The following is a 25,716-nucleotide window of genomic DNA, read 5'->3' as shown; positions in this document are numbered from 1 at the left end:
TCGAAGCGGTGGGTGTTACGCCCCCATGGCCTCCCCTTCGAGGGCGATCGCGTGCAGCTTCTCCAGTCGCTCGCGGGTCTCCTCGTCGGCAGGGACGTACGTCACCATGCGCGCGCCCATGTCGGGGCTCAGCCACAGGTCGGTGTGGTCGAGGGTGACGAGCCCGACGTAGGGGTTGAGGAACTGCTTGGTCTTGCTGCGGGAGCCCACCACCTCGTACCGCTCCCAGACCTCGCGGAACTCCTCGGACTCCGCCTTCAGCCGCTTGACCAGCATCTTCCAGGCGGGCTCGCCGAGGTGTCCGGCCATCGAGGCGCGCAGCTTGGCGGCCATGAGCCGCATGGTCTCGTCGAGGAGCACGATCGACCGGCGCCACTCCTCGTTGGTGAAGACGAGGACCATGCAGTTGCGGTCCTCGGGCGGTACGGCGTCGAGGTTGCCCATCAGACGCCCGTACGTGCGGTTGTACGCGAGGATGTCGTACCGGCTGTTCTGGATGCAGGCCGGGACCGGCTCCAGCTGGGTGAGCATGTGGCGCAGGGCCGGGGTGAGGCTCGGGCAGCTCGCGGCGGGCGAGGGGTCGACGGCTCCGGCCAGCTGGAAGAGGTGGGCGCGCTCGCTGGCGTCGAGCAGCAGGGTGCGGGCCAGCGCGTCGAGGACCTGCTCGGAGACCTGGATATCGCGGGCCTGTTCGAGCCACGTGTACCAGGTGACGCCGACGGCGGAGAGCTGCGCGACCTCCTCGCGGCGCAGGCCCGGGGTGCGCCGGCGGCGACCGCGGGGCAGTCCGACCTGCTCGGGCGGGATGCGTTCGCGGCGGCTGCGCAGGAAGTGCGCGAGTTCGTGCCGCCTGATCTCGCTGCCGCGCGATACGGGGGCGCCCTGCGGGACAGGGGCAGCGCCGGCCCCTGCACCCTCGCCGTCTCCTGCCCTCTCGCCGTCTCCTGCACCATCGTTGTCATGCCTCCAGCCTGCCGTCCGCCGGAACCTGTTTCCAGGTAGTGCTTCTACCAGGATAAGGACACTCTGGTACCAGCCTGAGTACCGGACGAAGCTCTTTTACGTGACCGAAACCGGAACCCTCACAACCTCAGTCCGTTCCCCCGCCGCATCACCCGGGCTCGGCGGGCTCGGACTCTTCACCGTGCTGCTCGGTGCGGCACTGCCCCTCATCGACTTCTTCATCGTCAACGTGGCCCTGCCGACCATCGGCCGGGACCTGAACGCGAGCGAGGCCGTCCTCGAACTCGTCGTCGCCGGATACGGAGTCTCGTACGCCGTCCTCCTCGTCCTGGGCGGACGCCTCGGCGACCTCTTCGGCCGACGGCAGTTCTTCCTCGGCGGCATGGCGGCCTTCGGCCTGACCTCGCTGGCGTGCGGGCTCGCGCCCAGCGCCTGGACTCTGGTGGCGGCGCGGGTCGCGCAGGGCGCGGCGTCCGCGGCGATGCTGCCGCAGGTGCTCGCCACCATCCAGTCGGCGACCGCCGGACCGCGCCGCGCCAAGGCGATGGGCCTGTACGGCGCGACGGCCGGACTCTCCATGATCGCCGGGCAGATCCTCGGCGGCGTCCTGGTCGCCGCCGACATCGCGGGCACCGGCTGGCGCTCGGTGTTCCTCGTGAACGTGCCCGTCGTGATCGTCGCACTGATCCTCGCCGCGCGCGCCGTCCCCGAGACGCGCTCGCAGCGCCCGGAGCCGATCGACGGCCCCGGCACGGTCCTGCTCGCCGTCTCCCTGCTGGCGCTGCTCGCTCCGCTGACCGAGGGCAGGGCGGCGGGCTGGCCGCTGTGGACATGGCTGTCGCTCGCCCTGTTCCCGCTCGCGGCGGCGGCGTTCTACTTCGTCGAACGCCGGGAGGACCGCCGCGGCCGTACGCCCCTGGTGCCGCCGAGCCTCTTCTCCCTGATCTCGCTGCGCCGGGGCCTGGTGATGATCGTCCCGTTCTCCATCGGCTTCAGCGGGTTCATGTTCGTGATCGCGGTGGCGTTGCAGCGCGGTGCGGGCCTCGGCCCGGTGCCCGCGGGACTCGCCCTCGCCCCCATGGCGGTCGTCTTCTTCGTCGTCTCCCTCTGCGGCCCGCGGCTGATCGCCCGGTACGGCACCCGGGTCGTCACCGCGGGTGGACTGATCCAGGCGGTGGGGGTGGCCCTGCTGGCACTGACCGCCTGGCGGTCCTGGCCGGACCTGGGCATCTGGGAGCTGCTGCCGGGCGCGGCGGTCGCGGGCGCCGGCCAGGCGCTCCAACTCCCCGTCATCTTCCGGATCATCCTCTCCGAGGTCCCGCCCGCCCGAGCCGGTGTCGGCAGCGGAGTCATGATCACCACCCAGCAGTCCGCCCTGGCCCTCGGTGTCGCCACCCTGGGCTCCCTCTTCCTGGCCCTCGTGCCGGGCAGCGGAATGCGGGACGCGCTGGTCACGACGCTCCTGGTGCAGCTGGCGGGCGTGGCCCTGACCGCGACGCTGAGCCTGCGTCTGCCGCGCACGATCAGCTAGCCCGCTCGTGTGCCACCAACTCCCTGACTGCGGGGGCGACTTCATGAGCGAACCGTTCGAGGGTGGACGCGTCGTCGGAGGCGAGCAGATAGCCGCTCACCCCGTGCGCGAGGGTCAGCTCGGCGAGTTGCTCGGCCGGGGCGAGGCCGGGCAGGTTGTAGAGGCGGCGCACCGACCGCGGGTCACGTCCCGCGGCGGTCGCCGCCTCGTCCACGATCCGCTGCCCCTTGGCGAGTTCGGCCGGCGGCACCCGGGTCGCGCTGGGCAGCCACCCGTCGGCGGCGCGCCCGATCAGCCGCAGCATGCGCGGCCCCAGGGCGCCGACCCAGATGCGGACGGGGTGAACGGCCGGGGGCCCGGGCAAAGCCCCGTCGAGCCGGTAATACGTACCGTCAACTTTCTTTTCCTCTCGACCGGTTGACCACAGAGCCCGGATCACCTCGATCGCCTCACCCAGCGCCTCGACGGCCTCACCGGGCGCACGCCGGGGCTGTCCCTCACTGGTGATGGCGTCCCAGTACCCCCCGGCTCCCAGCCCCAACTCCACGCGCCCGCCACTGAGTACGTCGAGACTGGCCGCTGCCCGGGCCAGCCCTGCCGGGGGCCGCAGCGGCAGATTGGCCACGTTCGGGAAGACCCGCACCCGCTCGGTGCGTGCCGCGATGACGGACAGCAGGGTCCAGGCGTCCAGGAAGTCCGGCCGGTAGGGATGGTCGGCGACGCTGACGAGATCGAGCCCGGCGCGGTCGACGCGCCGCCCCAACTCGACGACGGTGTGCGGGCGTTCGGCGTCCGGGGTGAGCACGGCACCGAAGAGCAGGTCATGACCGTAGTCAGGCACGGGAGATCCCTTGGCAGCTTCCGATGGTTTTCGACTGCTTCTGGCTGTTTCGCATAGATAGCCACATCACGGCAGATCAATTCGCTGAGTAATCATTACACGATGACACGATTACGTCGAGAGTAGGGTTCCGTCATGGCACCGACACGCGACGAGGCCCCCACCGGCGAGCCGGGCGAGGCCCTGCGCCCGCCGACCCTGCTGGCCCTGCCCTCCTACCTGGCGGGCCACGTCGCCCGGATCGGCCACCGCGCCCTCGTCGAGGCGCTCAAGGCACACGACCTCCGCCTCCCCCACTTCGCGGTCCTCGCCGGCCTCGGCGACTTCGGCCCTCTCGCCCAGCACGAACTCGCCGACCGCCTCGGCCTCAACCGCAGCCACCTCGTCGGCTACCTCGACGAGGTCGAACGCCAAGCCCTCGTCCGCCGCGAACGCGACCCCCACGACCGCCGCCGCCAGCGCGTCGCCCTCACGGGGGCGGGCGAGAAGCGGCTGGATGAGCTGAAGAAGGTGGCCGATCGCTCACAGGCCGACTTCCTGGGCGCCCTGTCGGACACCGAGCGTGAGACTCTGATCACGCTGATGCGGCGGATCGTGACCGCGGACGACCGCGCGGCCAACTCGCCGCCCAAGTACCCCCATTGATCTTCTCCATGCTGCACACTCCTTGCTGCGCAAGCGGAGCGGTAACACCTGGAGGTGTCATGCTGCAGATCAACACGAGCAAGGTAAGCCGCTGGGACCAGCACGGCCGCGAGCACGTCGTCCACGTACAACGAGCAGGCGTACAACGCACGATCAGATGCGACACCTGCGGCTGGCGCAAAGGCGCGCAGTTCCTGCCGTGGCTGAAGGCGGAGGAACACCTGGCGGAGGCACATCAGGCGACGGTGGATCCCACGGAGGCCTAGGCCCGGCGGGCGGATCCCGCCGGGCCGACGGAGGCGCGGGCGCGGCGGGCGGATCCCGCCGGGCCGACGGAGGCGCGGGCGCGGCGGGCGGATCCCGCCGGGTCAGGCGCGCAGGCCGCGCAGGAGCAGGTCGACGAGGGTCGTGAACTCGTCCTCGATGCCCGGCTGTTCCCACACCCGGGCGTAGCACGGGTCGTGGAAACGGCCCGTGGCGTCGAAGACGGCGCGGGCCGTCGCGGCGGCGTCGCCTTCCACGGACCTGAAGTCGCCCTCACGCACACCACGGTCGATGATGTGCGTGAGCTGATTGACGAGATCGGTGATGTGCTCCTCGACCACCGCGCTGGCCTCACCCAGCAGCACCGAGTACGTGGCGAACAGCTCCGGATCGTCCCCCGCCTTGTGCCGCTTCGCGGTGAACAGCGCACCCAGCCAGTGCCTCAGGGCCACGGGAGGCGTCTCGTCCCACGTCCCGGCGATCTGCTGGAGCGTCTGCGACGTACGGTCCAGCCAGCGCTTCGTGACGGCCTCCCGCAACGCCGCCTTCGTGCGGAAATGGCGGTAGACGCTGCCGTGGCTGACGCCGAGCGCGCGGGCCACGTCCACGACGGTGGCCTTGGCGGGGCCGTGGCGACGCAGCACCTCCTCGGTCGCTTCGAGGATGCGCTCGGCGGTCAGTGCTTCGGTGGTCGGTGCCATGACGAAGACCGTACCTGCCGGTACCGTCAGCGCTCGCTGTCGAGGTGCGCCATCTGCGCGGACGGGTAGCGATCGCCCGCCGCGGCGTCCGCCGGCACCGCCTCCTCGATGGCGGCCGCGTCGGCGGCGTCCAGCGTCACGTCCAGCGCGCCCAGCGCCTCCGTCAGACGGTCACGACGGCGCGCGCCGACCAGCGGCACGATGTCCTCGCCCCGCGACAGCACCCACGCGATCGCGATCTGCGCCACGCTGACACCCTTCTGCTCGGCGATCTTCCGCAGCGCCTCGACGAGGGAAAGGTTGTGCTGGAGGTTCTCGCCCTGGAAGCGCGGGCTGAGGGCGCGGAAGTCGTTCGCGGCCAGCTGCCGGTCCGGCGTGAAGTGCCCGGAGATCAGTCCACGCGACAGCACGCCGTACGCCGTGATGCCGATGCCCAGCTCACGCACCGTCGGCAGGATCTCCTCCTCGATGCCGCGCGAGATCAGCGAGTACTCGATCTGGAGGTCCGAGACGGGCGCGGTGGCGGCGGCCCGGCGGATGGTGTCCGCGCCGACCTCACTCAGGCCGATGTGCCGTACGTGCCCGGCCTCCACCAGTTCCGCGATCGCCCCGACCGTCTCCTCGATCGGCACGTTCGGGTCGACCCGCGCGATCCGGTAGACGTCGATGTGGTCCACGCCGAGCCGCTGGAGCGAGTACGCCGCGAAGTTCTTCACGGCCGCCGGCCGTCCGTCGTACCCGGACCAGCCGCCGTCCGGGTCGCGCAGCGCGCCGAACTTGACGCTGGTGAACGCCTGCTCCCGCCGCGCCGCGGGGGCGGTCCGCAGTGCCTCGCCGATCAGCATCTCGTTGTGGCCCATGGCGTAGAAGTCACCGGTGTCGAGCAGCGTCACGCCCGCCTCGAGGGCGGCGTGAATCGTCGCGATGGACTCGGTCCGGTCGGCCTCGCCGTACAGCGCGGACATACCCATGCAGCCGAGGCCGAGGGCGGAGACCTGGGGGCCGGTGGCGCCGAGGGGGCGGGTTTGCATGAGGGCTCCTTGAGTGAGGGTGCCGGGAAGGTGGCTGACACTCACCATGACATAACAGATGACAGATTTCAATATCTGTCATCTGTTATCTGTTAGCTGTCATCCGTTATCCGTTACCCGTCAATCACCATCTGTCAGTTGCCATATTTGGTCCAGACCTATTGACGACAGGTCTGGACCACGAGCACTGTCATGCCTACGACAGGCACATACCCTCACCGCACCCCCACCGGGAGGCCCCACATGATCCGTCGGAAGCTGCGCCTGCTCGCCCTCGCACTGGCGGCAGCCGTCCTCACCCCCCTGTCGATCGCCGCCGCCCCCACCGCATCCGCCGCCGACACCTGCGCGGTGAAGTCCCGCCCGTCCGGCAAGGTGCTCCAGGGCTACTGGGAGAACTGGGACGGCTCCGCCAACGGCGTTCACCCGCCCTTCGGCTGGACCCCGATCACCGACTCCCGTATCGCCGCGCACGGCTACAACGTGATCAACGCGGCGTTCCCCGTGATCCGCTCCGACGGCACCGCGCTGTGGGAGGACGGGATGGACGCGGGCGTGAAGGTGGCGACGCCCGCCGAGATGTGCGCGGCGAAGGCGTCCGGGCAGACGATCCTGCTGTCCATCGGCGGGGCGGCGGCCGGGATCGACCTCAGCTCGTCCACCGTCGCCGACCGTTTCGTCGCGACGATCGTGCCCATTCTGAAGAAGTACAACTTCGACGGGATCGACATCGACATCGAGACCGGCCTGGTCGGCAGTGGCAGCATCGGTCAACTCTCCACCTCGCAGGCCAACTTGGTGCGCATCATCGACGGAGTGCTGTCCCAGATGCCGTCGAACTTCGGGCTGACCATGGCGCCGGAGACCGCGTATGTCACGGGCGGCAGCATCACGTACGGCTCGATCTGGGGCGCGTACCTGCCGATCGTCAAGAAGTACGCGGACAACGGCCGGCTGTGGTGGCTGAACATGCAGTACTACAACGGCAGCATGTACGGCTGCTCCGGCGACTCCTACTCCGCGGGCACCGTCCAGGGCTTCACCGCCCAGACCGACTGCCTGAACAAGGGTCTTGTCGTCCAGGGCACCACCATCAAGGTGCCGTACGACAAGCAGGTCCCGGGCCTTCCGGCCCAGTCCGGCGCCGGTGGCGGCTACATGTCGCCGAGTCTGGTCTCCCAGGCGTGGCAGCACTACGGCACAAGCCTGAAGGGCCTGATGACCTGGTCCATCAACTGGGACGGCTCGAAGAACTGGACGTTCGGCGACAACGTCAAGGCACTTCAAGGCCGTTGAGATCTCTCAGCCGACAGTGCGCCACGAGCAGGTACGGGGCCGGCACCTCGGCGGCGCGCAGCAGGTCCCGCAGTCCGGTGGCGACCTCGGCGGCGGTGCGCGGCAGTTCGGCGGGGTCGCTCCAGCCGGTGCCGCCGCGGTCGTACAGGACGGACGTGGTGAAGGCGGAGACCCGGTCGTGGATGCTCAGGTAGTCCAGGCCGACCGCGCTCGCGCCGAGCAGGAAGACGACAGCCGGTCCCCCGGCGCCGCAAAGGAAGCACGACGCAGGAAGCCCCCGGCTCCGCAAGGGAACCGGGGGCTTCACTGAAAAGCGAGGTCAGCAGCCGATCAGACGCGAGGCCAGGTAGCCCTCGATCTGGTCCAGCGACACGCGCTCCTGCTTCATCGAGTCGCGCTCGCGCACGGTCACGGCGTTGTCGTCGAGCGTGTCGAAGTCGACCGTCACGCAGAACGGCGTACCGATCTCGTCCTGGCGGCGGTAGCGGCGGCCGATGGCGCCGGCGTCGTCGAACTCGATGTTCCAGTGCTGGCGCAGGGCGGTCGCGAGGCCCTTGGCCTTGGGCGACAGCTCCGGGTTCCTCGAGAGGGGCAGCACGGCGACCTTGACCGGCGACAGGCGCGGGTCGAGGCGCAGCACCGTGCGCTTCTCCATCTTGCCCTTGGCGTTCGGGGCCTCGTCCTCGACGTAGGCGTCGAGGAGGAACGCCAGCATCGCGCGGCCGACACCGGCGGCGGGCTCGATGACGTACGGAGTCCAGCGCTCGCCGGCCTCCTGATCGAAGTAGGAGAGGTCCTGGCCGGAGGCCTTGGAGTGGGCGGAGAGGTCGTAGTCCGTGCGGTTGGCGACGCCCTCCAGCTCACCCCACTCGTTGCCGCCGAACTGGAAGCGGTACTCGATGTCGGCGGTGCGCTTGGAGTAGTGGGAGAGCTTCTCGGCAGGGTGGTCGTACCAGCGCATGTTCTCCTCGCGGAGACCGAGGCTGGTGTACCAGTTCCAGCGCTCCTGCATCCAGTACTCCTGCCACTTCTCGTCCTCGCCCGGCTTGACGAAGAACTCCATCTCCATCTGCTCGAACTCGCGGGTGCGGAAGATGAAGTTGCCGGGCGTGATCTCGTTGCGGAAGGACTTGCCCATCTGCGCGATGCCGAACGGCGGCTTGCGGCGGGAAGTCTGCTGCACGGAGGCAAAGTTGGTGAAGATGCCCTGCGCGGTCTCGGGGCGCAGGTAGGCGACGGAGCCGCTGTCCTGCGTGGGGCCGAGGTGCGTGGAGAGCAGGCCCGAGAACTGCTTGGGCTCGGTGAACTGGCCCTTGTTGCCGCAGTTGGGGCAGTTGACGTCGGCGAGGCCGTTCTCCGGGAGGCGGTTGTGCTTCGCCTCGTAGGCCTCCTCCAGGTGGTCGGCGCGGTAGCGCTTGTGGCAGGAGGTGCACTCGGTGAGCGGGTCGGTGAAGGTGGCGACGTGACCCGACGCGACCCAGACCTCGGTGGCCAGGATCACCGACGAGTCGATACCGACGACGTCCTCACGGGAGGTGACCATGTAGCGCCACCACTGACGCTTGATGTTCTCCTTGAGTTCGACGCCGAGCGGGCCGTAGTCCCAGGCGGCCTTCTGGCCTCCGTAGATCTCACTACAGGGGAAAACGAAGCCACGGCGCTTGCTCAGGCTGACGATGGTGTCGATCTTGTCGGCGGCCACGGTGCTCTCTTCATTACGAACGGACGGCAGCGAATGCTTCAGGTTACCGGCGACGCCCACCCCTGTATCAAATCGGTTCGCGGATCGGGCTCCTTACCGAGGTCACACTGAAGGCATGTTGACAATCATTTCCAGGTTTGTTGAAAATGACTGTCATGAACGTACGACGACGCCTCATACCCGCGACCGCTGTGACCGCGGCCACTGTCCTCGGTCTCGGAGCTCTCTCGGCCTGCTCGGACTCCTCCGCGGCCGACGGCAAGAGCAGCGGGAAGCTCGACATCGTGGCGTCGTTCTACCCCATGCAGTATCTCGCCGAGCAGATCGGCGGCTCGCATGTGAACGTCACGAACCTGACCCAGCCCGGCCAGGAGCCGCACGACCTGGAGATCAGCGCCAAGCAGACCGCGCAGCTCCAGGAGGCGGACGCCGTCCTCTACCTCAAGAACCTCCAGCCGGCCGTCGACGACGCCGTGGCCCAGTCCGAGGTCAAGACCAAGGTCGACGCCACCTCGCTGACCACGCTGGAGAAGCACGGCAACGAGGTCGGCGGGCACGCGGCCGAGCACGACGCCACCGCGGGCGAGGAGACCGGCGCCACCGACCCGCACATCTGGCTGGACCCGGTGAAGTACGCCGAGGTCGCGAAGGGTGTCGGCGCCGCCTTCGAGAAGGCCGACCCGGACAACGCGGCCACGTACCAGAAGAACACCGAAGCGCTGGTCAAGAAGCTGGACGCGCTCAACACCCAGTTCGCGGACGGGCTCAAGAACACCAATACCAAGGTCTTCATCACCACCCACGCCGCCTTCGGCTACCTCGCCGAGCGCTACGGCCTGACCGAGGAGGCCATCAACGGCCTGGACCCGGAGTCGGAGCCCAGTGCGAAGCGTGTGAAGGACCTTGAGAAGATGGCGAAGGCCGACGGTGTCTCGACGGTCTTCTACGAGACGCTCGTCAGCGACAAGACGGCCAAGACCATCGCCCAGGACTCCGGCCTCAAGACGGACGTCCTCGACCCGATCGAGGGCATCACCGACAAGTCCAAGGGCAGCGACTACCTGCAGGTCATGGAGTCGAACCTGAAGGCGCTGCAGACGGCCCTCGGCGCGAAGTGACCATCGCGAAATGACCATGATGGAGGACCCCGTGAGCGAGCCCGTCATATCCCTGCGCGGAGTGACCGCGGAACTCGGCTCACGCCCCGTCCTGCGCGGCATCGACCTCGCCGTGCACCGCGGCGAGGTCGTCGCGCTGCTCGGCGCCAACGGCTCCGGCAAGTCGACCGCCATTCGCAGCGTCATCGGCCAAGTCCCGGTCAGCGGCGGCGAGATCGAGATCTTCGGCACCCCGCGCCGCCGTTTCCGGGACTGGAAGCGCGTGGGGTACGTGCCGCAGCGCACCACCGCGGCGGGCGGCGTGCCCGCGACGGTCACCGAGATCGTCGCCTCGGGCCGGCTCTCCCGCGCCCGCTTCGGCGTGCTGCGCAAGGCCGATCACGAGGCCGTACGCAATGCCCTCGAACACGTCGGCTTGGCGGACCGCGCCAAGGACTCCGTGAACGCCCTCTCCGGCGGCCAGCACCAGCGCGTCCTCATCGCCCGCGCGCTCGCCTCCGAACCCGAGCTGCTGATCATGGACGAGCCGATGGCGGGCGTCGACCTCGCCAGCCAGGAGATCCTGGCCGCGACGCTGCGCGAGCAGGTCGCCCAGGGCACCTCGGTCCTCCTCGTGCTGCACGAGCTGGGCCCGCTGGAGCCGCTGATCGACCGCGCGGTCGTGCTGCGTGACGGCTGCGTCCTCCATGACGGCCCGCCCCCGCGGGCGGTCGGCCAGCACGCGCTGCCCGGCCACGACCACGTACACCCGCACGCGGCTCACGACGCCGAACCGATCCGGACGGGACTGCTGAGCTGATGGACATCCTCGACTACGCCTTCATGCAGCGGGCGCTCATCGCCGCCGTACTCATCGGCATCACCGCGCCCGCGATCGGCATCTACCTCGTCCAGCGCCGCCAGGCCCTGATGGGCGACGGCATCGGCCACGTGGCGATGACAGGCGTCGGCCTCGGCTTCCTGCTCTCCTGGTCGCCGGTGTGGATGGCGACCATCGTGTCCGTGCTCGGCGCGGTGCTCATGGAGCTGATCCGCTGGTACGGCAAGACGCGCGGCGACATCGCGCTGGCCATGCTCTTCTACGGCGGCATGGCGGGCGGCGTGATGCTCATCAACATCGCGCCGGGCGGCTCCAACGCCAACCTCCTCTCGTACCTCTTCGGCTCGCTGTCCACGGTCTCCCAGGAGGACGTGACGACGATCTGTGTGCTCGCCGCCTTCGTGGTCCTGGTCACCGTGGGGCTGCGCCGCCAGTTGTTCGCGGTCAGTCAGGACGAGGAGTTCGCGCGGGTCACCGGGCTTCCGGTGCGCGCCCTGAACCTGCTCACCGCCGTCACGGCGGCGGTGACGGTGACCGTCGCGATGCGGGTCGTCGGCCTGCTTCTGGTCAGCGCGCTGATGGTGGTTCCCGTGGCCGCCGCGCAGCAGCTGAGCCGTAGTTTCGCGGCGACCTTCGCGATCGCGGTGGCCATCGGCGTGAGCGTGACGGTCGGCGGCACGGTCACGTCGTACTACCGGGAGGTCCCGCCCGGCGCGACCATCGTGCTGCTGACCATCGGCGCCTTCCTCGTCCTCACCGCGCTGGCGACACCGCTCGCGCGGCGCCGGGCGCGGGCGGTGGCCGCGGCGCAGGCGGCCGGGGATCCGGCAGAGTGCGCGATTCCGGCCACCCGCGGGTCGGAGCCGAAGGTCGGCGTCTGACCACGCACAGTCCGGGCTGGCACAATGGCCGGGCAAGGGCAGACGCGAGGAGGCAACGGTGACAACCGCTGGATCGCCCGTACGGGGCCGTTCCACCCGGCAGCGTGCCGCCGTGGCGGCGGCGCTCGACGAGGTGGACGAGTTCCGCAGCGCGCAGGAGCTCCACGACATGCTCAAGCACAAGGGTGACTCGGTCGGGCTGACCACGGTGTACCGCACGCTCCAGTCCCTCGCCGACGCCGGCGATGTCGACGTGCTGCGCACCTCCGACGGCGAGTCCGTCTACCGCCGCTGCTCCACCGGCGAGCACCACCACCACCTCGTCTGCCGCGTCTGCGGCAAGGCCGTCGAGGTCGAGGGCCCGGCCGTCGAGAAGTGGGCGGAGGCCATCGCCACGGAGCACGGGTATGTGAACGTGGCGCACACGGTGGAGATCTTCGGTACGTGCGCGGAGTGCGCGGCGGCCAAGGGCTAGGACCTGTCCGAGATCGGCCCGGGATGAATGTCCCCAGTCAGAACGGGCGGGGCAACTGCGCCTGGGCACAGGCGAGTTGGGTTCGGGTGCGGAGCTTCCGGCGCCTGCGCCGGAACCCGGGGGTGGCGGCTCGGCGTGTGGCTCCCCCATCCGAGCGGGGTGCCGAACCCGTCCGGCATGGCTCCAGGGCCCGCGGCGCCACGCGGCGGATGCTGATACTCCCCCCTGCAGGAGAGGCCCGTGAACGACCGCAGCCCTCGAGGAACCGGAAGGTCGGCATCCACCGGAGCAGGCGATGACACTGCCGGTCAGGCCGGGGTCATCAGCATTGGACTCGCCGCTGTGCTGACGTTCGCACTCGCGCAGGGTTCCTGGCAGTGGTTCGCCACATTCATCGGGTTGACGCTTCTTGCTGTGATCTTCGCCTTCCAACGACGGCCGGCATGGACACCCGACATCCGATCGGCATACATGCGCGGTCTGGTCGCGTATTCGCTGGTCGTCGGCCTGTGCGTAGCGATCGCACTGGCCCCCATGCTGCAGCGCTGGGCTTGGCTGTTTCCGATGCCAGGCACTCGTAGCGGGTGTGCCGGGATGGGCAGGTACGAGGCCATCCGGTCGAGGGCCGCGCTGGCGAACCTGGCCGATCGCGACGGCGCTGCCTTGGCGTACGCACAAGAGGCCCAGAGTCGTAAGGCCGTTGCCGACTGCCTGGCGGCCACGACGACCCTGTGGCTGCCCCTGTACGGAGCTGGGGCAGCCGTGCTGGTAGGTGCGGGCGCGTGGTCCCGCGACCGGGCTCGGGCGAGGAAGGGGCCTCAGCCGATGTCCTCCTCGCCGGGGCCGGTGAGCGCGGGAACGCGGCAGGACGGCACGAAGTAGCTGCCGGGCCCTCACCCCTTTCAAGGACCGCTCACAGCGTGTCGCCTGTCAGCAACGTCCCGGGACAACACCTCTAGAGCCGCTCGAGGTTGTGGTCGAGGATCGACCGCAACCTTTCGACGTCCGCGACGGTCGGCGCCCCGCGCTTGGGCAGCAGGATCGAGGCGGGCGCGTACGAGCCCGCGCCCAGCAGCACGAAGGAGCCGGGCGTCTCCGCGTAGCGGGCCATCCGCGCCCAGCGGGTGAGGTCGCTTCCCTGCTCGGTCGTGACGGTCACGCCCCACCCGTCGACCACCGTGCGGTACTCGCCGCGGGCGGCCGCGCACCGCTGGAGGTGCCGGGCCCGGAGCCACGGCAGGACGACCAGACCGAGCACGGCCGCGCCCAGCATCACGGGGACCTTGGGGTCGGCGGAGCCGCCGAGGGCCACCGGCACCGCGCCGACGAGCACCCCCAGGACGGCGGAGGCGACGAGCAGGCGCCGCCCCCAGCGCCCGGCGGCCGAGGCGTTCTCCGAGGCGCGCAGCGCCTCACGGAACTCCCCTGCCGTGGCCCGGTACACCAGCTCGACGCTCTCCCCGTCATCCATCAATCCGCGTCGGGCCGGCCCTTCATGGCCTCCTCCATCGCGAGCAGCTGCTCGTTCGGGACGGCGCCGCCGAAGCGGCGGTCGCGAGAGGCGTACTCGACACAGGCACGCCACAGATCGCGGCGGTCGAAGTCCGGCCACAGCACGTTCTGGAAGACCATCTCGGCGTAGGCGCTCTGCCAGAGCAGGTAGTTGGAGGTGCGCTGCTCGCCGCTCGGCCGCAGGAACAGGTCCACGTCCGGCATGTCGGGGTAGTAGAGGTACTTCGCGAAGGTCTTCTCACTGACCTTCGACGGGTCGAGCCGCCCCGCCTTCACGTCCTCCGCCAGAGCCAGCGCGGCGTCGGCGATCTCGGCGCGACCGCCGTAGTTCATGCAGAAGTACAGCGTCAGCCGGTCGTTGTCCTTGGTCTGCTCCTGGGCGATCTGGAGCTCCTTGGCCACCGACTTCCACAGCTTGGGCATCCGGCCCACCCAGCGGACCCGGATGCCGAGTTCGTCGAGCTGGTCGCGGGTCTTGCGGATGAAATCGCGGTTGAAGTTCATCAGGAAGCGCACCTCGTCGGGCGAGCGCTTCCAGTTCTCGGTGGAGAAGGCGTACAGCGAGATGGCGCCGACCCCCATCTCGATCGCGCCCTGCAGCACGTCGAGGACGCGCTCGGCGCCGACCTTGTGCCCCTCGGTACGCGGCAGCCCGCGGTCCTTGGCCCAGCGTCCGTTGCCGTCCATGACGATCGCCACATGGTTCGGCACCAGCTCACCGGGAAGCTTCGGCGCGCGGGCACCGGACGGGTGCGGTTCCGGCTTCCTGTACTCGCGGCGCTGGCGTCCCAGGATTCCGCGTACGACCATGTGCTTCTCGTCTCCCCTGCTTGCTCGCCCTTGTGGCGCTTGCTTCGGTGCTTACTTCTCTACGTAACGCAGGGAGCGCAGTCCGCGCTCCAGATGCCAGTGCAGATAGGCCGACACCAGCCCGCTGCCCTCCCTGACATACCGCGGCTCGCTCGCGTCCGCGGTCTCCCAGTCTCCCGTCAGCAGCGCGCCGAGCAGTTCGAGGGCCTGCGCCGAGGGTACGACGCTGCCGGGCACCCGGCAGTCGACGCAGACGGAACCTCCCGCCGCGACCGAGAAGAACCGATTTGGTCCGGGCATCCCGCACTTCGCGCAGGCGCTGAAGCTGGGCGCGTAGCCGTTCACGGCGAGGGAGCGGAGCAGGAAGGCGTCGAGGACGAGATGCGGTTCGTGCTCGCCGCGGGCGAGGGTGCGGAGCCCGCCGACCAGCAGCAGATACTGCTGCACGGCGGGCTCCCCCTCGTGATCGGTGAACCGCTCGGCGGTCTCGAGCATGGCGGTCCCGGCGGTATACCGCGCGTAATCCGTGACAATCCCGCCACCGTACGGAGCGATCGTCTCGCTCTGCGTACACAGCGGCAGCCCGCGCCCGATCAGCTCGCTCCCTCGCGCGAAGAACTGCACGTCCACGTGCGAGAAGGGTTCGAGCCGCGCCCCGAACTTCGACTTGGTGCGCCGCACACCCCGGGCTACCGCCCGTACTCGCCCGTGACCGCGTGTGAGCAGGGTGATGATCCGGTCCGCCTCACCCAGCTTCTGGGTGCGCAGCACGATGCCGTCGTCGCGGAACAGACTCATGGGCCCATTCTCGCGTACGGAGTCAGCGTGCGTGGTCGGGGTGGCTGATCGCTTCCCACGGCGCCATGTTCCAGGGGCTCGCCCGGTTCGCCGGGTCCAGGAGGGACTTCAGATGCGCGTCGGACACGGCCTGCGGGGCAGGGAAGTCCGCCTCCGAGGTGCCCCGCAGGTTGTCCCGCCAGACCATCCGGCCCAGCAGATAGTGCTCGGCGTACTCACTCCAGGAGGAGTACGACCGCACCACCGCCGGCACGATGTTCTTGAGCGCGGTCCACGCCTCGGCCTCGCTCAGCATCCCGCAGGCGAAGCCCCTGCGGGAGATGTCCACATACAGCCCGGCGTCCCACGCCAGTGGTTCGACGCCGAGCCGCAGCCGCGCCCGGGTGCGGTAACCGGTCCGCGCGAGGTCGTCGAGCCGGCCGACCAGAGCGTCACGCGAGGTGATTTCCCACTGTTCGGCCAGCCACCGCCGGGCCTTCTCGTCGTCGATGCGGGTGAACGGGTACAGGGTCGCCCGCGACGCGTCCCGGTCCCGGCTCACCGGCGCACTGAGCGACACCATCCACAGCTGGTGCGTGGTGAGGGGAACGGGGTACTTGCTCGCAGCCTTCGGCTTGCGACGGTTCCATATCGCCATGGCGCCGCACCCTATGTCACGCCGTTCCTCAGGGGATCAGGGCACTTCCCCCTTCGAGCCCCTTCGAGCCCCTTCGAGCCCCTTCGAGCCCCTTCGAGCCCCTTCAAGGGACCTCCCCCCGACTGCGTGCATTCGCGTACGCCGTCGCCGCGCTCAGCCTTTCCGCCGCGGTGGCTCGCCGGACGGCGTCCGGTTCGCAGTCCCACTCCTTGCCACCACCGAGCGGTCTCAGCTGTACGTACGGTCCTTCGTACCCCATGACCATCCCCACCTTCCCTGAGCGCGTGTCCACGGCGTAGCAGCCGACCGGTGGCGGCTTCACCGCAGGGCCGCCGCGAGCCGGGCGGCGACCTCGACGGAAGAGCCGCCCAATTCGACCATCGGACAAGGTGCCTCGCGCCCCAAAGTCGCCGGGTCGATCCGCAGTGACGGCAACGTAATTCCGGCGTCGGCGAGCGCCGCCCGCAATTCCTTCACTGTTTCCTCCGCCTCTTCGACGCACTGCGCCGAGTGTCGTCCCCCGAGTGGTGCGTGTTCTTCCTTCACCGTGCTCCCCTGCCCTTTCGAGTTTCACGCTTCGCATCTCCAGCGTGACGCTCTGCACCTACACTCGGCAGGAGTCTGTCCTTTACAAGTGCGGCGCAGCGTAAGGGGGTTGGCCTGTGGCCAACGGTTCGCGGCAGGCAGCCTGGGAGTTCTTCGGGGCAGAACTGAAACGGCGCCGGGAGGACGCGGGTTTCACTCAGGTGGAGTTGGGAGCGCGCGTTTTCGTCTCCGGCGGACACATCGGCCAGTTCGAACAGGCTATTCGCAAACCCCAGTTGGATGTGGCACAGAGGATCGACGCGCTCCTACAAACCGACGGCTTTTTCGAGCGTACGTGGCGAAAGCTGATCGATGACAAACGCTACACGGGTTATTTCGCGGCGGTCGTGGAGCTGGAGCGGGCCCACATCCTCAAGGACGCTACAAGGCCCGAGTATTGGGCGATCCTGCACGAGAACGTGCTGCACGTACCGGTGGGCGGCCCTGCCGCCATGGCCGAGCAGTTGGAGCACATCGCCCTGCTGGCGCGCGATCGGACGGTGCTGGTGGCGGTGGTCCCCCGCGCGGAGGGAGCTTGCGCCTCGATGGCGGCGATGCTGCAGCTCATGGAGTTCGACGACGCGCCACCAACCGTCTATACAGAGACGTCGTTTTCGGGTGATTTGCTGGACGATCCGGCAGTGGTGAAGCGAGCGCGGCGCGCATACGACCTGCTCAGGGGCGCCGCACTGTCGCCGAAGGCGTCCCTTGCCCTGATCGAATCGGTGGCGGAGGACTTCAGACGATGCGCGAGTACGACCTGAGCAACGCCCACTGGCGCAAGAGCAGTTACAGCAATGGCGAGGGCGGCGAGTGTGTCGAGGTCGCTTACGACTTCATCGGCGCCGCCCAGTGGCGCAAGAGCACGTACAGCGACGACAACGGCGGCGACTGCCTCGAAGTAGCCGACGGAGTCCCCGGCGTCGTCCCCGTGCGTGACAGCAAGGTCCCGCACGGCCCCGTCCTGCTGCTCGGTCCCCTCGCCTGGACGGAGTTCATCGGCGCCGTAACGAAGTGAGTGACCCTAGCGCCGGTTCTCAAGTGACCGTCGGGACCTGGCCCCACCCTCACGCCCACGCCCCCGGTCAACCGACCTTGCGCAACTCCCCGTCGCCGAACACCGCGACCATCACAAGGCTGCCGCCCAGTGCCTCGACGTACCGGGCCACGACATCCGTACCAGAGACCTGACCACTCTCGATCTGCGAGATCCGGCCCTTGCTCACGCCCATACGCTCGGCCACCTGCGCCTGGGTGAACCCGCGTTCCTGACGCATGTCGACCAGCCGCCAAGCCCTGGCCTCGGCGAGCATGCGCTGGGCGCCTTCGAGGAACGCGTCCCGGCCACCCGCCAGCTCTTCCGCCCGCTCACGGTGTCCACTTGCCGACCACCCGACGTATCCGCTCACTTCCCGGCCTCCTTCTTCCGATCAGCCACGTACTCCGCGTACCGAAGCTCGGCCAGCGGGATCGCCTCGTCGTACCAGGCGCTCCAGTTCCCGGCCTTGTCCCCGGCCACCAGCAGGATCGCGGAACGCCACGGGTCGAACATGAACAGGACACGCACCTCAGCCTGACCCGCCGACCCGGGACGCAGCTCCTTGAGATTGTGCAGGGCCGATCCCTTGATCCTGTCGACCAGAGGGCGTCCCTCTGCGGGTCCGTTGCAGGCAAGGATCCAAATCGCCTGGTTGACGAGCACGTACGAGCCCGGGTCAGCCTTTTCCAAATCGTGCAGCCACTGGTCGACCTCGTCGGTCAGGTAAACGTCCCACTGCTCTTCCACCTTCAACCCTTTCGCGAGTTTAGCATTCACTAAACCCCTTGCGAAGACAGCCGCACGTCCGAATCCAGGTCTCCTTCACCCGTACGAGATGGTCCACCCAGGGCTATCAGCGAACCGGTGGCAAACGGCCCCACACGTGAAAGCTCGCCCCCGCCAGGATCTCCACACCCGCAGCGGTCAGGAGCGCGGTGGGAAGTGAGCGGGTGGCGATCGGGCCCGCGAGGGCCGCGCCGAGGGCGAAGCCGGTGATCTTCAGGCTGGCTCCGGTGGTGAAGATCTGGCCGCGCAGGAGGGCCGGCGCCTCCCGGTGGCGTACGGAGAACAGGGCCGTGAGCTGGGGTCCTTCACCGGCACCGGCGATGAGGGCGGCTGCAATGACGAGGCCCGGTCGGTCAGTCGCGGCCAGCGCGAGGGCGGCGGCCTGTAGGCAGCCTCCACGCCGCAGGGACTGCGAAGCCGATCAGCGCGCGGAGGGTCTGGAGCACTCCGCGCAGACGTGGGCGGTTCGTAAGCGGGGCTTGACGGCGGTGTCGTCGTCCCGCTGGGCCGGATCGATCACCAAGGCCACGCACGATCAGTGGGCGCTCGCCCGGCGTGGCCAGCTCGCCCACATCCAGTGCCTGGAGGCGGGGATCCGTACGCTCGCGCACCGGCTGTCGTTGCCGGTCGGCGCGAAGGGCTCCAGGAAGGCGCCGGGCGGCTACCGCAGTCAGCGGGAGTGGCATGCCAAGTCCCGCCGCCTGCACGTCCTCGAAGACCGGCTGGAGCGGGCGCGCGCCGACCGGGAGGCCGGGACCGTGCACGTCGTACGGGGCGGGAAGCGGCTGGCCCGGACCCGGCACCAGCTGGATGCCGCGCAGCTCACCGAGGCCCAGTGGCGCAGGCGGTGGGAAGCCGGGCGCTGGTTCCTGCAGGCCGACGGCGAGTCCGGCAAGCGGTACGGCAACGAGACGATCCGTGTCAGCCCGGACGGCGAGGTCAGCATCAAACTCCCGGCCCCGCTCGCCGGGTTGGCCAACGCCCCGCACGGCCGGTACGTCCTCGCCTGCCGGATCGGCTTCCCGCACCGCGGTGCCGAGTGGGCGGACCGGGTGGAGGCGAACCGGGCGGTGGCCTACCGCATCCACCTCGACGTGGACCGTGACCGCTGGTACCTGACGGCCTCCTGGCAGATCCCGCCCACGAAGAGCATCCCGATGGCCGCCGCCCTCGCGCACGGTGTGATCGGCGTCGATACGAACGCCGACCACCTCGCCGCCTGGCGCCTGGACATCCATGGCAACCCGACCGGCCATCCGCGCCGTTTCTTCTACGACCTGTCCGGCACCGCCGTTCACCGCGATGCCCAGGTCCGCCACGCCCTCACCCGGCTGCTGCACTGGGCCAGGACCTGCGGCGTGCAGGCGATCGCGGTGGAGGACCTGGACTTCGGCGCGGACAAGACCCGCGAGAAACACGGCCGCCGAAAGCGGTTCCGGCAGCTGATCTCCGGCATGCCCACCGGCAGACTCCGCGCCCGGCTCACCGCCATGGCCGACCAGACCGGCATCGCGATCATCGCCGTGGACCCGGCCTACACCTCCAAATGGGGCGCCCAGCACTGGCAAAAACCCCTCACTCACGGAAACAGGAAGACCACTCGCCACGACGCTGCCGCCGTGGCAATCGGACGGCGCGCCCAAGGACACCCGATCCGGCGACGGACGGCACCGTCCCGTGCACACCAGAGTGATGTGCACGGGCATCGGACCGTCCAGGCCGACCGGCGTGCCCTTGGGCGTGAGGGACCCCGCCCTCCCGTTCCCGGACCACGGACACGATCCGTGCGCGCCGGATGCGGAGCGAACGCGGGCGACCAGAACGCCCAACACCGTTCGGGACGTTCGGCTGAGCATGAATCCTGGCAACAGGACTCACTCCCGCTCAGTCTTTAGGAACGGTATCGGCGGGCGATCGAGCACTATGCGGGGGATCTTGACGCAGTGGAGGGCTACTAGGCGGCTTCGTGCCCCTCACGGCCGGGGCGTTCGAGCCAGAATTTCCGCGTACGTGACCATGCGGTGAGGGCCGATCTGTTGCGTCGCCGCTGAGCGGAGCGCCTCGTGCGCGAAGACGAACCTTGGTTGGGTTGACGCCTCGTCCCCGTGCACGGCGAAGAGACGTCCGAGACTGCCGCTGAACATGATCTCCAGCTGATACGGCGCCTGACGCGTCAGCAGAGCGAGGTCGGACATGGTCAGCCCCTCTCTGCTGGCCGCGACGAAGCCGATCACGTCCCGGTTCTCGGCGGCCCCTTCCAGGACGGCGCGCAGCTCATAGAGAGCGGTCTGGGAGGTGTCCTGGAAGGCTGAGGACGGCGTGAGCGTCCGCACCCGGCAGCTGCGCAGCGGATGGCCGGAGGGCACGTTGGCGGGCAGAGGCATGGGACGACCGGCGACGAGGACCCGCAGACCTTCGTCCGGATTCCGCGGCAGCAGTGAGGCAATGCTGGGCAGGCTCGTCTGCGGCCCACGGTCCTCGTCGAGCCCATCCACCATGAGGAGAAGTCGCCTGCCCTCATTCCGTGCCTGCTGGGTGGCGTCGGCCAGTAGGCGACGGCGCAGCACGTCCCGTGCACCGGACCCCAGCGTGCGGGTCGAAGGAGACGGTTCAGCCAGCAGCAGGGCCAGTTGCTCGATGAGTGCATCGGTAAAGGCCATGCTGTCGGACTGGCCCGCGAGGCGACCGGTGGTGAAGAACGACACCACGTCGACCTCGGGGGGAGGTCGCAGCGCAAACGATGACAGCAATGCGGTCTTGCCCGCCCACGGGTCGCCCTGCCACCGAACATAGGGCTCATTCCCGTGGCAGAACGCCGCCAGCTCCGCCAGCTCCGGCTGCCGGTCTCGCAGGGTTACGGGGGCCAAGTCGCGGATCTGGGCGAGATAGGGGGACTCCCGATCGGGTTCCAGACGCGGGACCTCCGCCAGCTTGCCCGGTTGCCCGAGGTTCAGCAGGGTGGCCAGGCTTCCCCGGTCCCCGGAGGACCCGGCCAGGGCTCGCTCGATCCGGGCGGCTGTCAGGCTGCCCAGGCCCTCTAGAGAGTTGTGTTGGGTGACGATGCCGACGATGCGGCCTTCGGCCCACACCGGCGCACCCGAGAACCCGGCCCATGGGGACGAGTGGTCGGGGGAGTCGGCGGGTGCATCCACGTGAATCTCCAGTGTGCCGCTGCGCACGTTGGCCAGGCTGGAGACGGTGCCGAAGAGATGGGCCACGTCCCTGATGGGGCCGTCGGGCCCATAGTGCAGCTTGTAGGAGGGAAAGCCTGCCGTTTCCACGGTCACTACGGCCGGCCGGGTCGTCATGCGACCGTAGCGGACCGGGGCGACCACGGTGGCGTGGCTGGGCGGTTCGAAACGCAGGATCGCAACGTCAGCGGATTCGTCGACCCATGCGACCGTTGCCGGCCCGATCCACTCCTCGGCGCCGAAATAGAGCTGCACTGCGAACGTGGTGCTGTCCCGCGCCAAATGGGCGGCGGTCAGCACACAGTCGTTCGTCACCCGGTAGCCCGAGCCGCCAAAGTGGTACATGCCATTCGAGGTTGGCTCCCAAACCTGCACGATCCGCTCCGCGTCCAGATGCTGGGAGTACTCGACACGGGCCTCCGTCCGAGGCGGCGGGACGTCGTCTCGGGTGTCCTGCGCCATCGGGAAGATGGTGACCGTGATCAGGCCTTGCCGGATGACGACCACGGGCTCCGGCGAGCCCACGGTCCGGCAGTCCGCGACGGAGCGCGGAAGTCCGGCCCCCACGGATTCGACCAGTTTCACCCAGGTGAGCATTCGGGCGAGACGGAAGTTGCGGGGCTGGGACTGGCCTTCCAGGGTGCCGAGCCGCAACTGGCCGTCGGGCACCGCCGACGCGCCTCCCCAGGTGCCGGGACTGATCACCTCGATCCGGTCGTCGAAGACGTGGATCTGCACGCAGGCGGCCTGTTCGCTGTAGTCGCGGTGGACCACAGCGTTCGCGATGATCTCTCGTACGGCGATCATCGGGTAGCGGTAGGTGGTCTCGCTGTACGCGCTCGCGGCGGTGGGCGACTCTCCGAGCAGGGACGATCTCGCCACGAAATCCCGTGCTTGGACGATGAGTTCGGGAACCGTGCCGTGCAGGTCGGCGCTCTCCACCGGATCGGTCTTGCGGGTACCGCGGAATCGGACGCAGCGCACCATCGCCGCTGGGAGAAGCGCGGTGGGGTTCTGTCCGAACAGCAGCACACCGGCGCGGGTGGGGTCGCCGTCCTTGAGAAGCCCCGCGCGCTGGAGGAATTCGTTGGACGTCAGTTGCCGGGGCAGAGCGGCCGCCATGTCGTCGCGCAGGTCCTGGCGGAATGCCTCGATGTGCTTCTCGCTGAGAGCCTCGCCCCTGGCGATGTCGTCGAGGGAAGCGGAATGAGGGCTGGGCCGGGCGTCGTTGTCCGGATGCTCCAGCCACCCGGGAGACGGGGGAACGAGGACCGGCAAGGAGTCGGCCGGCTCCGCGGCCGGCGGCGTCGGGCGGCGGGCGATGGGGACGGCTCCCGCCCCGTCGAACTTGCGGTGCGGCTCATGGCCGTCGAACTTGACCTTCTCGAGATACGCGAAGAGGTCGTCGAGGTCCACTACTTGGTCGCTGTCCCTGTCGGGGGCCTCCGTGAGCAGCCCGTCGGTCAACGCCTTGGTGAAGGGGCTCGGTTCACCACGTACCTCGGCGTCAGCCGCCCGGTCCGTCGCCGAGGTGGCCGCGATGACGAAGCGTCCGTTGCCGGACAACCCTTCGAGGATCTCCTCTTCGCCCTTGAACACCCCACTGTGGCAGCAGTCGAGAATCACGATCTTCACCTGGGCGAGGCTGGCGGCGATCATTTCCGACACCATCGATCCGGTGACAGCGGTCGAACGCAACCTGTCGACTCTGGTATTGCTCGCGCACAGAAACAACTGCCGGTTAAGGCTGCGGCCATGCCCGCTGTAGTAGAACAACAGAGTGTCGTCCGCCTCCGCGCCACTGAAGAAATCATCGGCCGCGGCGGCGATCTCGGACGCATCGGCCTCGGGGAGAAGACGCACCTCGGTGCGTTGGAACAGTCCTGCCGACGGGTCTGTGAGTGCGTCGCGCAGGAGCACTCCATCCGCCTTCGGGCCCTGCAGTTCACGCAGTGGGCCCGGGTCTCCCGGAAAGCGTGAGTTGCACACGATCAGGGCCCGGTACATGCAATCCTTCGAGGAGCGACTACGTACATGACTACGTACATGCTGACTTGTAGCCAGCTTAGGTGGGGGAAAGCCAATCGTGGTGCAGATGGCGGGAATCAGCATCGAAGACCGGTTGACCGGAGTCGCCATTGATCATCCGGCGGCGCTCGACGCTCACTACGAGCTCTTCGAAGACCTCAAGTCGGTGCGGGGGCTCACGGCAACCGAGCGCGACGCCGCAGGGGACGGCGGCGGCAAGGGCGCACTCACCGAGCTGGTCGTAGGCTTCAGCAGCGCCGGATCCCTCGCCGCGTTCGTCCGGCTCGCGCAGCTCTGGCTGGGTCGGGACCGGCGCCGCTCACTGACCGTTTCCATCACGGATTCCGTCACGGACAACGGCACCGCCAAGGTGATCCGGATCGAAGGCGAGCACATCTCGACCGAGTCGCTGACCGAGGCGCTGCGCGCGGCGAGCGGCAACGCGGGCGAGGAGTCCGCGGACGCCACCGGAGAGAACGCCTAAGGGCCTGCGGCGAACGCGTCCATCACGTGGGCGGCGGTGGGTTCAAGGACGTGTCCGTGGATCTGCATCCGGAGAGCGGCGGACTCCGCTTCCGCGGCACGCGGCCCCAGGCTCACTCGTCGACGGTGAAGCAGCGGACGTATCTCCTCTGCCACGGTGTCTCCACCGCGTGCCCGTCGTAGTGGCGGCGCACGAAGGCCACCGCCTCCTCCGGCGGTACGCCGTCGAGCACGGCGAGGCAGGCCAGGGCCGTGCCGGTGCGGCCCCGGCCACCGCCGCAGGCGATCTCGACGCGGTCGGCGGGTGCCCGCTTCCAGGCCTCGGCGAGGACCGCGCGGGCCTCGGCGCGGTCGGCGGGCAGCCTGAAGTCCGGCCAGCGCAGCCAGCGGGCCTCCCAGGGGACTTCGGGGGGCCGCTTGCCGAGCAGGTACACGGCGTACGTCGGTGCCGGGCCGCCGGCCGGGAGCGGCCGGCGCAGGGCGCGGCCCCGCACCAGCCGCCCGGAGGGCAGCCGCAGCACGCCCGCGCCGCTCGGGTTCCAGGTCTCGGTCACGGGGTCAGGGTAGGTCCCCGGACGCTCAGCTCACCCCACGCGACTCCTGTGCCGCCCGCGCCTCGATACCCCGGAAGTGGTCCGCCATCGCGCGCTGCGCGCCCTCGACGTCGCGGGCGCGCAGCGCGGTGACGATGTCGCGGTGGCGGCGGACGGTCACCTCGGGGGCGGGGTCGTCGGTCCAGCCGCGTACGCCGGCGACGCGGCGGAAGACGGTCCAGAAGGCGCCGAGGAGCTGCGGAACGAGGGCGTTGCCGAGCGACGCGTACAGCAACTCATGGAATTCGCGGTCGAGTTCGGGGAAGGGACGCCCCGCCAGGCCCGCCTCCTCCATCCGGGCCACGACGGCTTCGAGGCGGTCGAGCTCGGCCTCGGTCAGCACCGCCGCGACCCGGCGTATCAGCCCCTCCTCCAGCACCTCGCGGACCTGCAGGATCTCCGCCAACGCCCCCGTCTCGTCGTCCGGTTGGGCGAGTGTGCGGAAGGTGAGGCCGTCGACGAGCGGGGTCAGGGAGGCCTGGCCGACATAGGTGCCGTAGCCGTGCCGGATCTCGACTATGTCGAGCGCCTGCAGGGCCTTGAGGGCCTCGCGGACGGAGTTGCGGCTCACGCCGAGGTCGGTCATCAGCTCGGTCTCGGTGGGCAGCGGCGCACCGGCCTGGAGCTTGCGGTCGAGGATCAGCTGCATGACCTCGCGCTGGATCTGGCTGCTCACCCGGCGCTCGGACCGACGCCGGTTCCCGGTCTCCTCAGACATGCGCCGCATCGTACGCTCGCTGGACATCCGACGTCCCACCTCCGGACTGAATAAACGCCAACTACCCGTATTTCACGCCTTCATTGGTCGCACCTCTGGAAGATACGCCATTCGTGTGCGATCCCTTGACCGCCCCGACAGCCCCTCTTATGGTCACGCTGCCCCCTATGACGTAGGACGTCGTATCTCCCATTCCCTGGACCACTCGCTGGACCACTCTCTGGACCATCGCTGGACCACTCGCTGGATCACTCACTGGACCACTCCT

The 25,716-nt window shown here is 69.1% G+C and carries 29 protein-coding genes and 2 pseudogenes; 13 read left to right on the top strand and 18 right to left on the bottom strand.

Annotation, left to right across the window (positions count from 1 at the left end; translation table 11 throughout):
- Positions 1-15: 15 nt before the first annotated feature.
- Entirely contained in the window at positions 16-855 is an 840-nt protein-coding gene (locus tag ACZ4WS_RS12525; RefSeq protein ID WP_467979986.1) for a helix-turn-helix transcriptional regulator, read from the bottom strand.
- 208 nt (positions 856-1,063) lie between these two features.
- Between ACZ4WS_RS12525 and ACZ4WS_RS12520 the strand changes: the two genes are divergently transcribed.
- Positions 1,064-2,494: an MFS transporter gene (locus ACZ4WS_RS12520; protein ID WP_467979700.1), complete on the top strand. Its 1,431-nt coding sequence runs from the start codon at positions 1,064-1,066 to the stop codon at positions 2,492-2,494.
- Here the strand turns inward: ACZ4WS_RS12520 and ACZ4WS_RS12515 are convergent.
- Entirely contained in the window at positions 2,487-3,335 is an 849-nt protein-coding gene (locus tag ACZ4WS_RS12515; protein ID WP_467979698.1) for an LLM class flavin-dependent oxidoreductase, read from the bottom strand. The two genes, ACZ4WS_RS12520 and ACZ4WS_RS12515, sit on opposite strands and share 8 nt — an antisense overlap.
- A gap of 135 nt (positions 3,336-3,470) precedes the next feature.
- On the opposite strand from ACZ4WS_RS12515, the gene ACZ4WS_RS12510 reads away from it, so the two are divergent.
- Positions 3,471-3,980 (top strand): MarR family winged helix-turn-helix transcriptional regulator, encoded by a 510-nt coding sequence (locus tag ACZ4WS_RS12510; RefSeq protein WP_467979696.1) that lies wholly within the window; start codon positions 3,471-3,473, stop codon positions 3,978-3,980.
- A gap of 59 nt (positions 3,981-4,039) precedes the next feature.
- Positions 4,040-4,246, top strand: coding sequence for a hypothetical protein (locus tag ACZ4WS_RS12505; protein WP_327428564.1), 207 nt, complete (start codon positions 4,040-4,042; stop codon positions 4,244-4,246).
- 102 nt (positions 4,247-4,348) lie between these two features.
- On the opposite strand, the gene ACZ4WS_RS12500 is transcribed toward ACZ4WS_RS12505, so the two are convergent.
- Together ACZ4WS_RS12500 and ACZ4WS_RS12495 are read right to left on the bottom strand one after the other, a co-directional pair.
- Entirely contained in the window at positions 4,349-4,945 is a 597-nt protein-coding gene (locus ACZ4WS_RS12500; protein ID WP_467979695.1) for a TetR/AcrR family transcriptional regulator, read from the bottom strand.
- A 26-nt stretch (positions 4,946-4,971) separates the two neighbouring features.
- Positions 4,972-5,976, bottom strand: a complete 1,005-nt coding sequence (locus tag ACZ4WS_RS12495) for an aldo/keto reductase (RefSeq protein ID WP_467979693.1) — start codon at positions 5,974-5,976, stop codon at positions 4,972-4,974.
- Positions 5,977-6,219: 243 nt separating this feature from the next.
- On the opposite strand from ACZ4WS_RS12495, the gene ACZ4WS_RS12490 reads away from it, so the two are divergent.
- A complete protein-coding gene (locus ACZ4WS_RS12490) occupies positions 6,220-7,272 on the top strand; it encodes a chitinase (RefSeq protein ID WP_467979691.1) in 1,053 nt (350 codons plus the stop codon).
- Here the strand turns inward: ACZ4WS_RS12490 and ACZ4WS_RS12485 are convergent.
- A complete protein-coding gene (locus ACZ4WS_RS12485) occupies positions 7,250-7,561 on the bottom strand; it encodes an alpha/beta fold hydrolase (protein ID WP_467979689.1) in 312 nt (103 codons plus the stop codon). The genes ACZ4WS_RS12490 and ACZ4WS_RS12485 overlap by 23 nt on opposite strands.
- Before the next feature lie 30 nt (positions 7,562-7,591).
- A complete protein-coding gene (locus ACZ4WS_RS12480; protein WP_467979688.1) occupies positions 7,592-8,974 on the bottom strand; it encodes a glycine--tRNA ligase in 1,383 nt (460 codons plus the stop codon).
- A gap of 155 nt (positions 8,975-9,129) precedes the next feature.
- On the opposite strand from ACZ4WS_RS12480, the gene ACZ4WS_RS12475 reads away from it, so the two are divergent.
- From ACZ4WS_RS12475 to ACZ4WS_RS12455, 5 genes are all read left to right on the top strand, one after another.
- Complete coding sequence (locus ACZ4WS_RS12475) at positions 9,130-10,092, top strand: metal ABC transporter substrate-binding protein (protein WP_467979686.1); 963 nt, start codon at positions 9,130-9,132, stop codon at positions 10,090-10,092.
- A 19-nt stretch (positions 10,093-10,111) separates the two neighbouring features.
- Positions 10,112-10,891, top strand: a complete 780-nt coding sequence (locus ACZ4WS_RS12470) for a metal ABC transporter ATP-binding protein (RefSeq protein ID WP_467979985.1) — start codon at positions 10,112-10,114, stop codon at positions 10,889-10,891.
- The gene (locus tag ACZ4WS_RS12465) at positions 10,891-11,793 is read left to right on the top strand and encodes a metal ABC transporter permease (protein WP_467979684.1); all 903 of its coding nucleotides are present in this window, start codon (positions 10,891-10,893) and stop codon (positions 11,791-11,793) included. Before ACZ4WS_RS12470 ends, ACZ4WS_RS12465 begins: the two co-directional genes overlap by 1 nt.
- 58 nt (positions 11,794-11,851) lie before the next feature.
- The gene (locus ACZ4WS_RS12460) at positions 11,852-12,268 is read left to right on the top strand and encodes a Fur family transcriptional regulator (protein WP_467979683.1); all 417 of its coding nucleotides are present in this window, start codon (positions 11,852-11,854) and stop codon (positions 12,266-12,268) included.
- A 240-nt stretch (positions 12,269-12,508) separates the two neighbouring features.
- Positions 12,509-13,150 (top strand): hypothetical protein, encoded by a 642-nt coding sequence (locus ACZ4WS_RS12455; protein WP_467979681.1) that lies wholly within the window; start codon positions 12,509-12,511, stop codon positions 13,148-13,150.
- A gap of 73 nt (positions 13,151-13,223) precedes the next feature.
- Here the strand turns inward: ACZ4WS_RS12455 and ACZ4WS_RS12450 are convergent, their stop codons facing one another.
- From ACZ4WS_RS12450 to ACZ4WS_RS12425, 6 genes are all read right to left on the bottom strand, one after another.
- Positions 13,224-13,739, bottom strand: coding sequence for a YcxB family protein (locus tag ACZ4WS_RS12450; protein WP_467979679.1), 516 nt, complete (start codon positions 13,737-13,739; stop codon positions 13,224-13,226).
- A complete protein-coding gene (locus tag ACZ4WS_RS12445) occupies positions 13,739-14,590 on the bottom strand; it encodes an isoprenyl transferase (protein ID WP_467979677.1) in 852 nt (283 codons plus the stop codon). Before ACZ4WS_RS12445 ends, ACZ4WS_RS12450 begins: the two co-directional genes overlap by 1 nt.
- Positions 14,591-14,641: 51 nt before the next feature.
- On the bottom strand, positions 14,642-15,388 hold the full coding sequence (gene recO / locus ACZ4WS_RS12440; protein ID WP_467979675.1) for a DNA repair protein RecO: 747 nt from the start codon (positions 15,386-15,388) through the stop codon (positions 14,642-14,644).
- 22 nt (positions 15,389-15,410) lie between these two features.
- Positions 15,411-16,025 (bottom strand): DUF1266 domain-containing protein, encoded by a 615-nt coding sequence (locus ACZ4WS_RS12435; RefSeq protein WP_467979673.1) that lies wholly within the window; start codon positions 16,023-16,025, stop codon positions 15,411-15,413.
- 103 nt (positions 16,026-16,128) lie between these two features.
- The gene (locus ACZ4WS_RS12430) at positions 16,129-16,347 is read right to left on the bottom strand and encodes a hypothetical protein (protein WP_467979671.1); all 219 of its coding nucleotides are present in this window, start codon (positions 16,345-16,347) and stop codon (positions 16,129-16,131) included.
- Positions 16,344-16,502 carry a hypothetical protein gene (locus tag ACZ4WS_RS12425; protein WP_467979669.1) on the bottom strand — a complete coding sequence of 53 codons (159 nt, stop codon included), beginning with the start codon at positions 16,500-16,502 and terminating at the stop codon, positions 16,344-16,346. Before ACZ4WS_RS12425 ends, ACZ4WS_RS12430 begins: the two co-directional genes overlap by 4 nt.
- 185 nt (positions 16,503-16,687) lie before the next feature.
- Here ACZ4WS_RS12425 and ACZ4WS_RS12420 point away from each other — a divergent pair, with 185 nt between their 5' ends.
- Positions 16,688-17,374, top strand: coding sequence for a helix-turn-helix domain-containing protein (locus ACZ4WS_RS12420; protein ID WP_467979668.1), 687 nt, complete (start codon positions 16,688-16,690; stop codon positions 17,372-17,374).
- The gene (locus ACZ4WS_RS12415; RefSeq protein WP_467979666.1) at positions 17,356-17,628 is read left to right on the top strand and encodes a DUF397 domain-containing protein; all 273 of its coding nucleotides are present in this window, start codon (positions 17,356-17,358) and stop codon (positions 17,626-17,628) included. The genes ACZ4WS_RS12420 and ACZ4WS_RS12415 overlap by 19 nt, the downstream gene beginning before the upstream one ends.
- A 67-nt stretch (positions 17,629-17,695) precedes the next feature.
- Here ACZ4WS_RS12415 and ACZ4WS_RS12410 read toward each other — a convergent pair whose 3' ends face one another.
- The 3 genes and pseudogenes from ACZ4WS_RS12410 to ACZ4WS_RS12400 form a co-directional block, all read right to left on the bottom strand.
- Positions 17,696-18,019, bottom strand: a complete 324-nt coding sequence (locus tag ACZ4WS_RS12410) for a helix-turn-helix domain-containing protein (RefSeq protein ID WP_467979664.1) — start codon at positions 18,017-18,019, stop codon at positions 17,696-17,698.
- Complete coding sequence (locus ACZ4WS_RS12405; RefSeq protein WP_467979662.1) at positions 18,016-18,396, bottom strand: type II toxin-antitoxin system RelE/ParE family toxin; 381 nt, start codon at positions 18,394-18,396, stop codon at positions 18,016-18,018. The genes ACZ4WS_RS12410 and ACZ4WS_RS12405 overlap by 4 nt, the downstream gene beginning before the upstream one ends.
- Positions 18,397-18,502: 106 nt before the next feature.
- A pseudogene (locus ACZ4WS_RS12400) lies at positions 18,503-18,841 on the bottom strand (hypothetical protein); the annotation flags it as partial.
- 22 nt (positions 18,842-18,863) lie between these two features.
- On the opposite strand from ACZ4WS_RS12400, the pseudogene ACZ4WS_RS12395 reads away from it, so the two are divergent.
- A pseudogene (locus ACZ4WS_RS12395) lies at positions 18,864-20,330 on the top strand (nuclease/transposase family protein); the annotation flags it as partial.
- A gap of 78 nt (positions 20,331-20,408) precedes the next feature.
- On the opposite strand, the gene ACZ4WS_RS12390 reads toward ACZ4WS_RS12395, so the two are convergent.
- Positions 20,409-23,738: a caspase, EACC1-associated type gene (locus ACZ4WS_RS12390; RefSeq protein WP_467979660.1), complete on the bottom strand. Its 3,330-nt coding sequence runs from the start codon at positions 23,736-23,738 to the stop codon at positions 20,409-20,411.
- Between ACZ4WS_RS12390 and ACZ4WS_RS12385 the strand changes: the two genes are divergently transcribed.
- The gene (locus ACZ4WS_RS12385; protein ID WP_467979659.1) at positions 23,722-24,138 is read left to right on the top strand and encodes an effector-associated constant component EACC1; all 417 of its coding nucleotides are present in this window, start codon (positions 23,722-23,724) and stop codon (positions 24,136-24,138) included. The two genes, ACZ4WS_RS12390 and ACZ4WS_RS12385, sit on opposite strands and share 17 nt — an antisense overlap.
- 112 nt (positions 24,139-24,250) lie before the next feature.
- Here ACZ4WS_RS12385 and ACZ4WS_RS12380 read toward each other — a convergent pair whose 3' ends face one another.
- Positions 24,251-24,691: a protein-tyrosine phosphatase family protein gene (locus ACZ4WS_RS12380; RefSeq protein WP_467979657.1), complete on the bottom strand. Its 441-nt coding sequence runs from the start codon at positions 24,689-24,691 to the stop codon at positions 24,251-24,253.
- A gap of 25 nt (positions 24,692-24,716) precedes the next feature.
- Complete coding sequence (locus tag ACZ4WS_RS12375; protein ID WP_467979983.1) at positions 24,717-25,457, bottom strand: FadR/GntR family transcriptional regulator; 741 nt, start codon at positions 25,455-25,457, stop codon at positions 24,717-24,719.
- Positions 25,458-25,716 lie beyond the last annotated feature (259 nt).

The sequence above is a fragment of the Streptomyces sp. NPDC029292 genome (assembly GCF_055569295.1).
The sequence above is the reverse complement of the archived record's forward strand: the minus strand, read 5'-3'. Positions and strand labels throughout refer to the sequence as shown.

What these genes read in the sequence shown, in the direction of transcription:
- ACZ4WS_RS12470 (WP_467979985.1), top strand. Translation starts at nt 10,112, where the DNA reads ATGGAGGACCCCGTGAGCGAGCCCGTCATATCCCTGCGCGGAGTGACC.
- ACZ4WS_RS12475 (WP_467979686.1), top strand. Translation starts at nt 9,130, where the DNA reads ATGAACGTACGACGACGCCTCATACCCGCGACCGCTGTGACCGCGGCC.
- ACZ4WS_RS12375 (WP_467979983.1), bottom strand. Translation starts at nt 25,457, where the DNA reads ATGCGGCGCATGTCTGAGGAGACCGGGAACCGGCGTCGGTCCGAGCGC.
- ACZ4WS_RS12500 (WP_467979695.1), bottom strand. Translation starts at nt 4,945, where the DNA reads ATGGCACCGACCACCGAAGCACTGACCGCCGAGCGCATCCTCGAAGCG.
- ACZ4WS_RS12490 (WP_467979691.1), top strand. Translation starts at nt 6,220, where the DNA reads ATGATCCGTCGGAAGCTGCGCCTGCTCGCCCTCGCACTGGCGGCAGCC.
- recO (WP_467979675.1), bottom strand. Translation starts at nt 15,388, where the DNA reads ATGAGTCTGTTCCGCGACGACGGCATCGTGCTGCGCACCCAGAAGCTG.
- ACZ4WS_RS12465 (WP_467979684.1), top strand. Translation starts at nt 10,891, where the DNA reads ATGGACATCCTCGACTACGCCTTCATGCAGCGGGCGCTCATCGCCGCC.
- ACZ4WS_RS12390 (WP_467979660.1), bottom strand. Translation starts at nt 23,738, where the DNA reads ATGCTGATTCCCGCCATCTGCACCACGATTGGCTTTCCCCCACCTAAG.
- ACZ4WS_RS12495 (WP_467979693.1), bottom strand. Translation starts at nt 5,976, where the DNA reads ATGCAAACCCGCCCCCTCGGCGCCACCGGCCCCCAGGTCTCCGCCCTC.
- ACZ4WS_RS12385 (WP_467979659.1), top strand. Translation starts at nt 23,722, where the DNA reads ATGGCGGGAATCAGCATCGAAGACCGGTTGACCGGAGTCGCCATTGAT.
- ACZ4WS_RS12435 (WP_467979673.1), bottom strand. Translation starts at nt 16,025, where the DNA reads ATGGCGATATGGAACCGTCGCAAGCCGAAGGCTGCGAGCAAGTACCCC.
- ACZ4WS_RS12505 (WP_327428564.1), top strand. Translation starts at nt 4,040, where the DNA reads ATGCTGCAGATCAACACGAGCAAGGTAAGCCGCTGGGACCAGCACGGC.
- ACZ4WS_RS12450 (WP_467979679.1), bottom strand. Translation starts at nt 13,739, where the DNA reads ATGGATGACGGGGAGAGCGTCGAGCTGGTGTACCGGGCCACGGCAGGG.
- ACZ4WS_RS12445 (WP_467979677.1), bottom strand. Translation starts at nt 14,590, where the DNA reads ATGGTCGTACGCGGAATCCTGGGACGCCAGCGCCGCGAGTACAGGAAG.
- ACZ4WS_RS12510 (WP_467979696.1), top strand. Translation starts at nt 3,471, where the DNA reads ATGGCACCGACACGCGACGAGGCCCCCACCGGCGAGCCGGGCGAGGCC.
- ACZ4WS_RS12415 (WP_467979666.1), top strand. Translation starts at nt 17,356, where the DNA reads ATGCGCGAGTACGACCTGAGCAACGCCCACTGGCGCAAGAGCAGTTAC.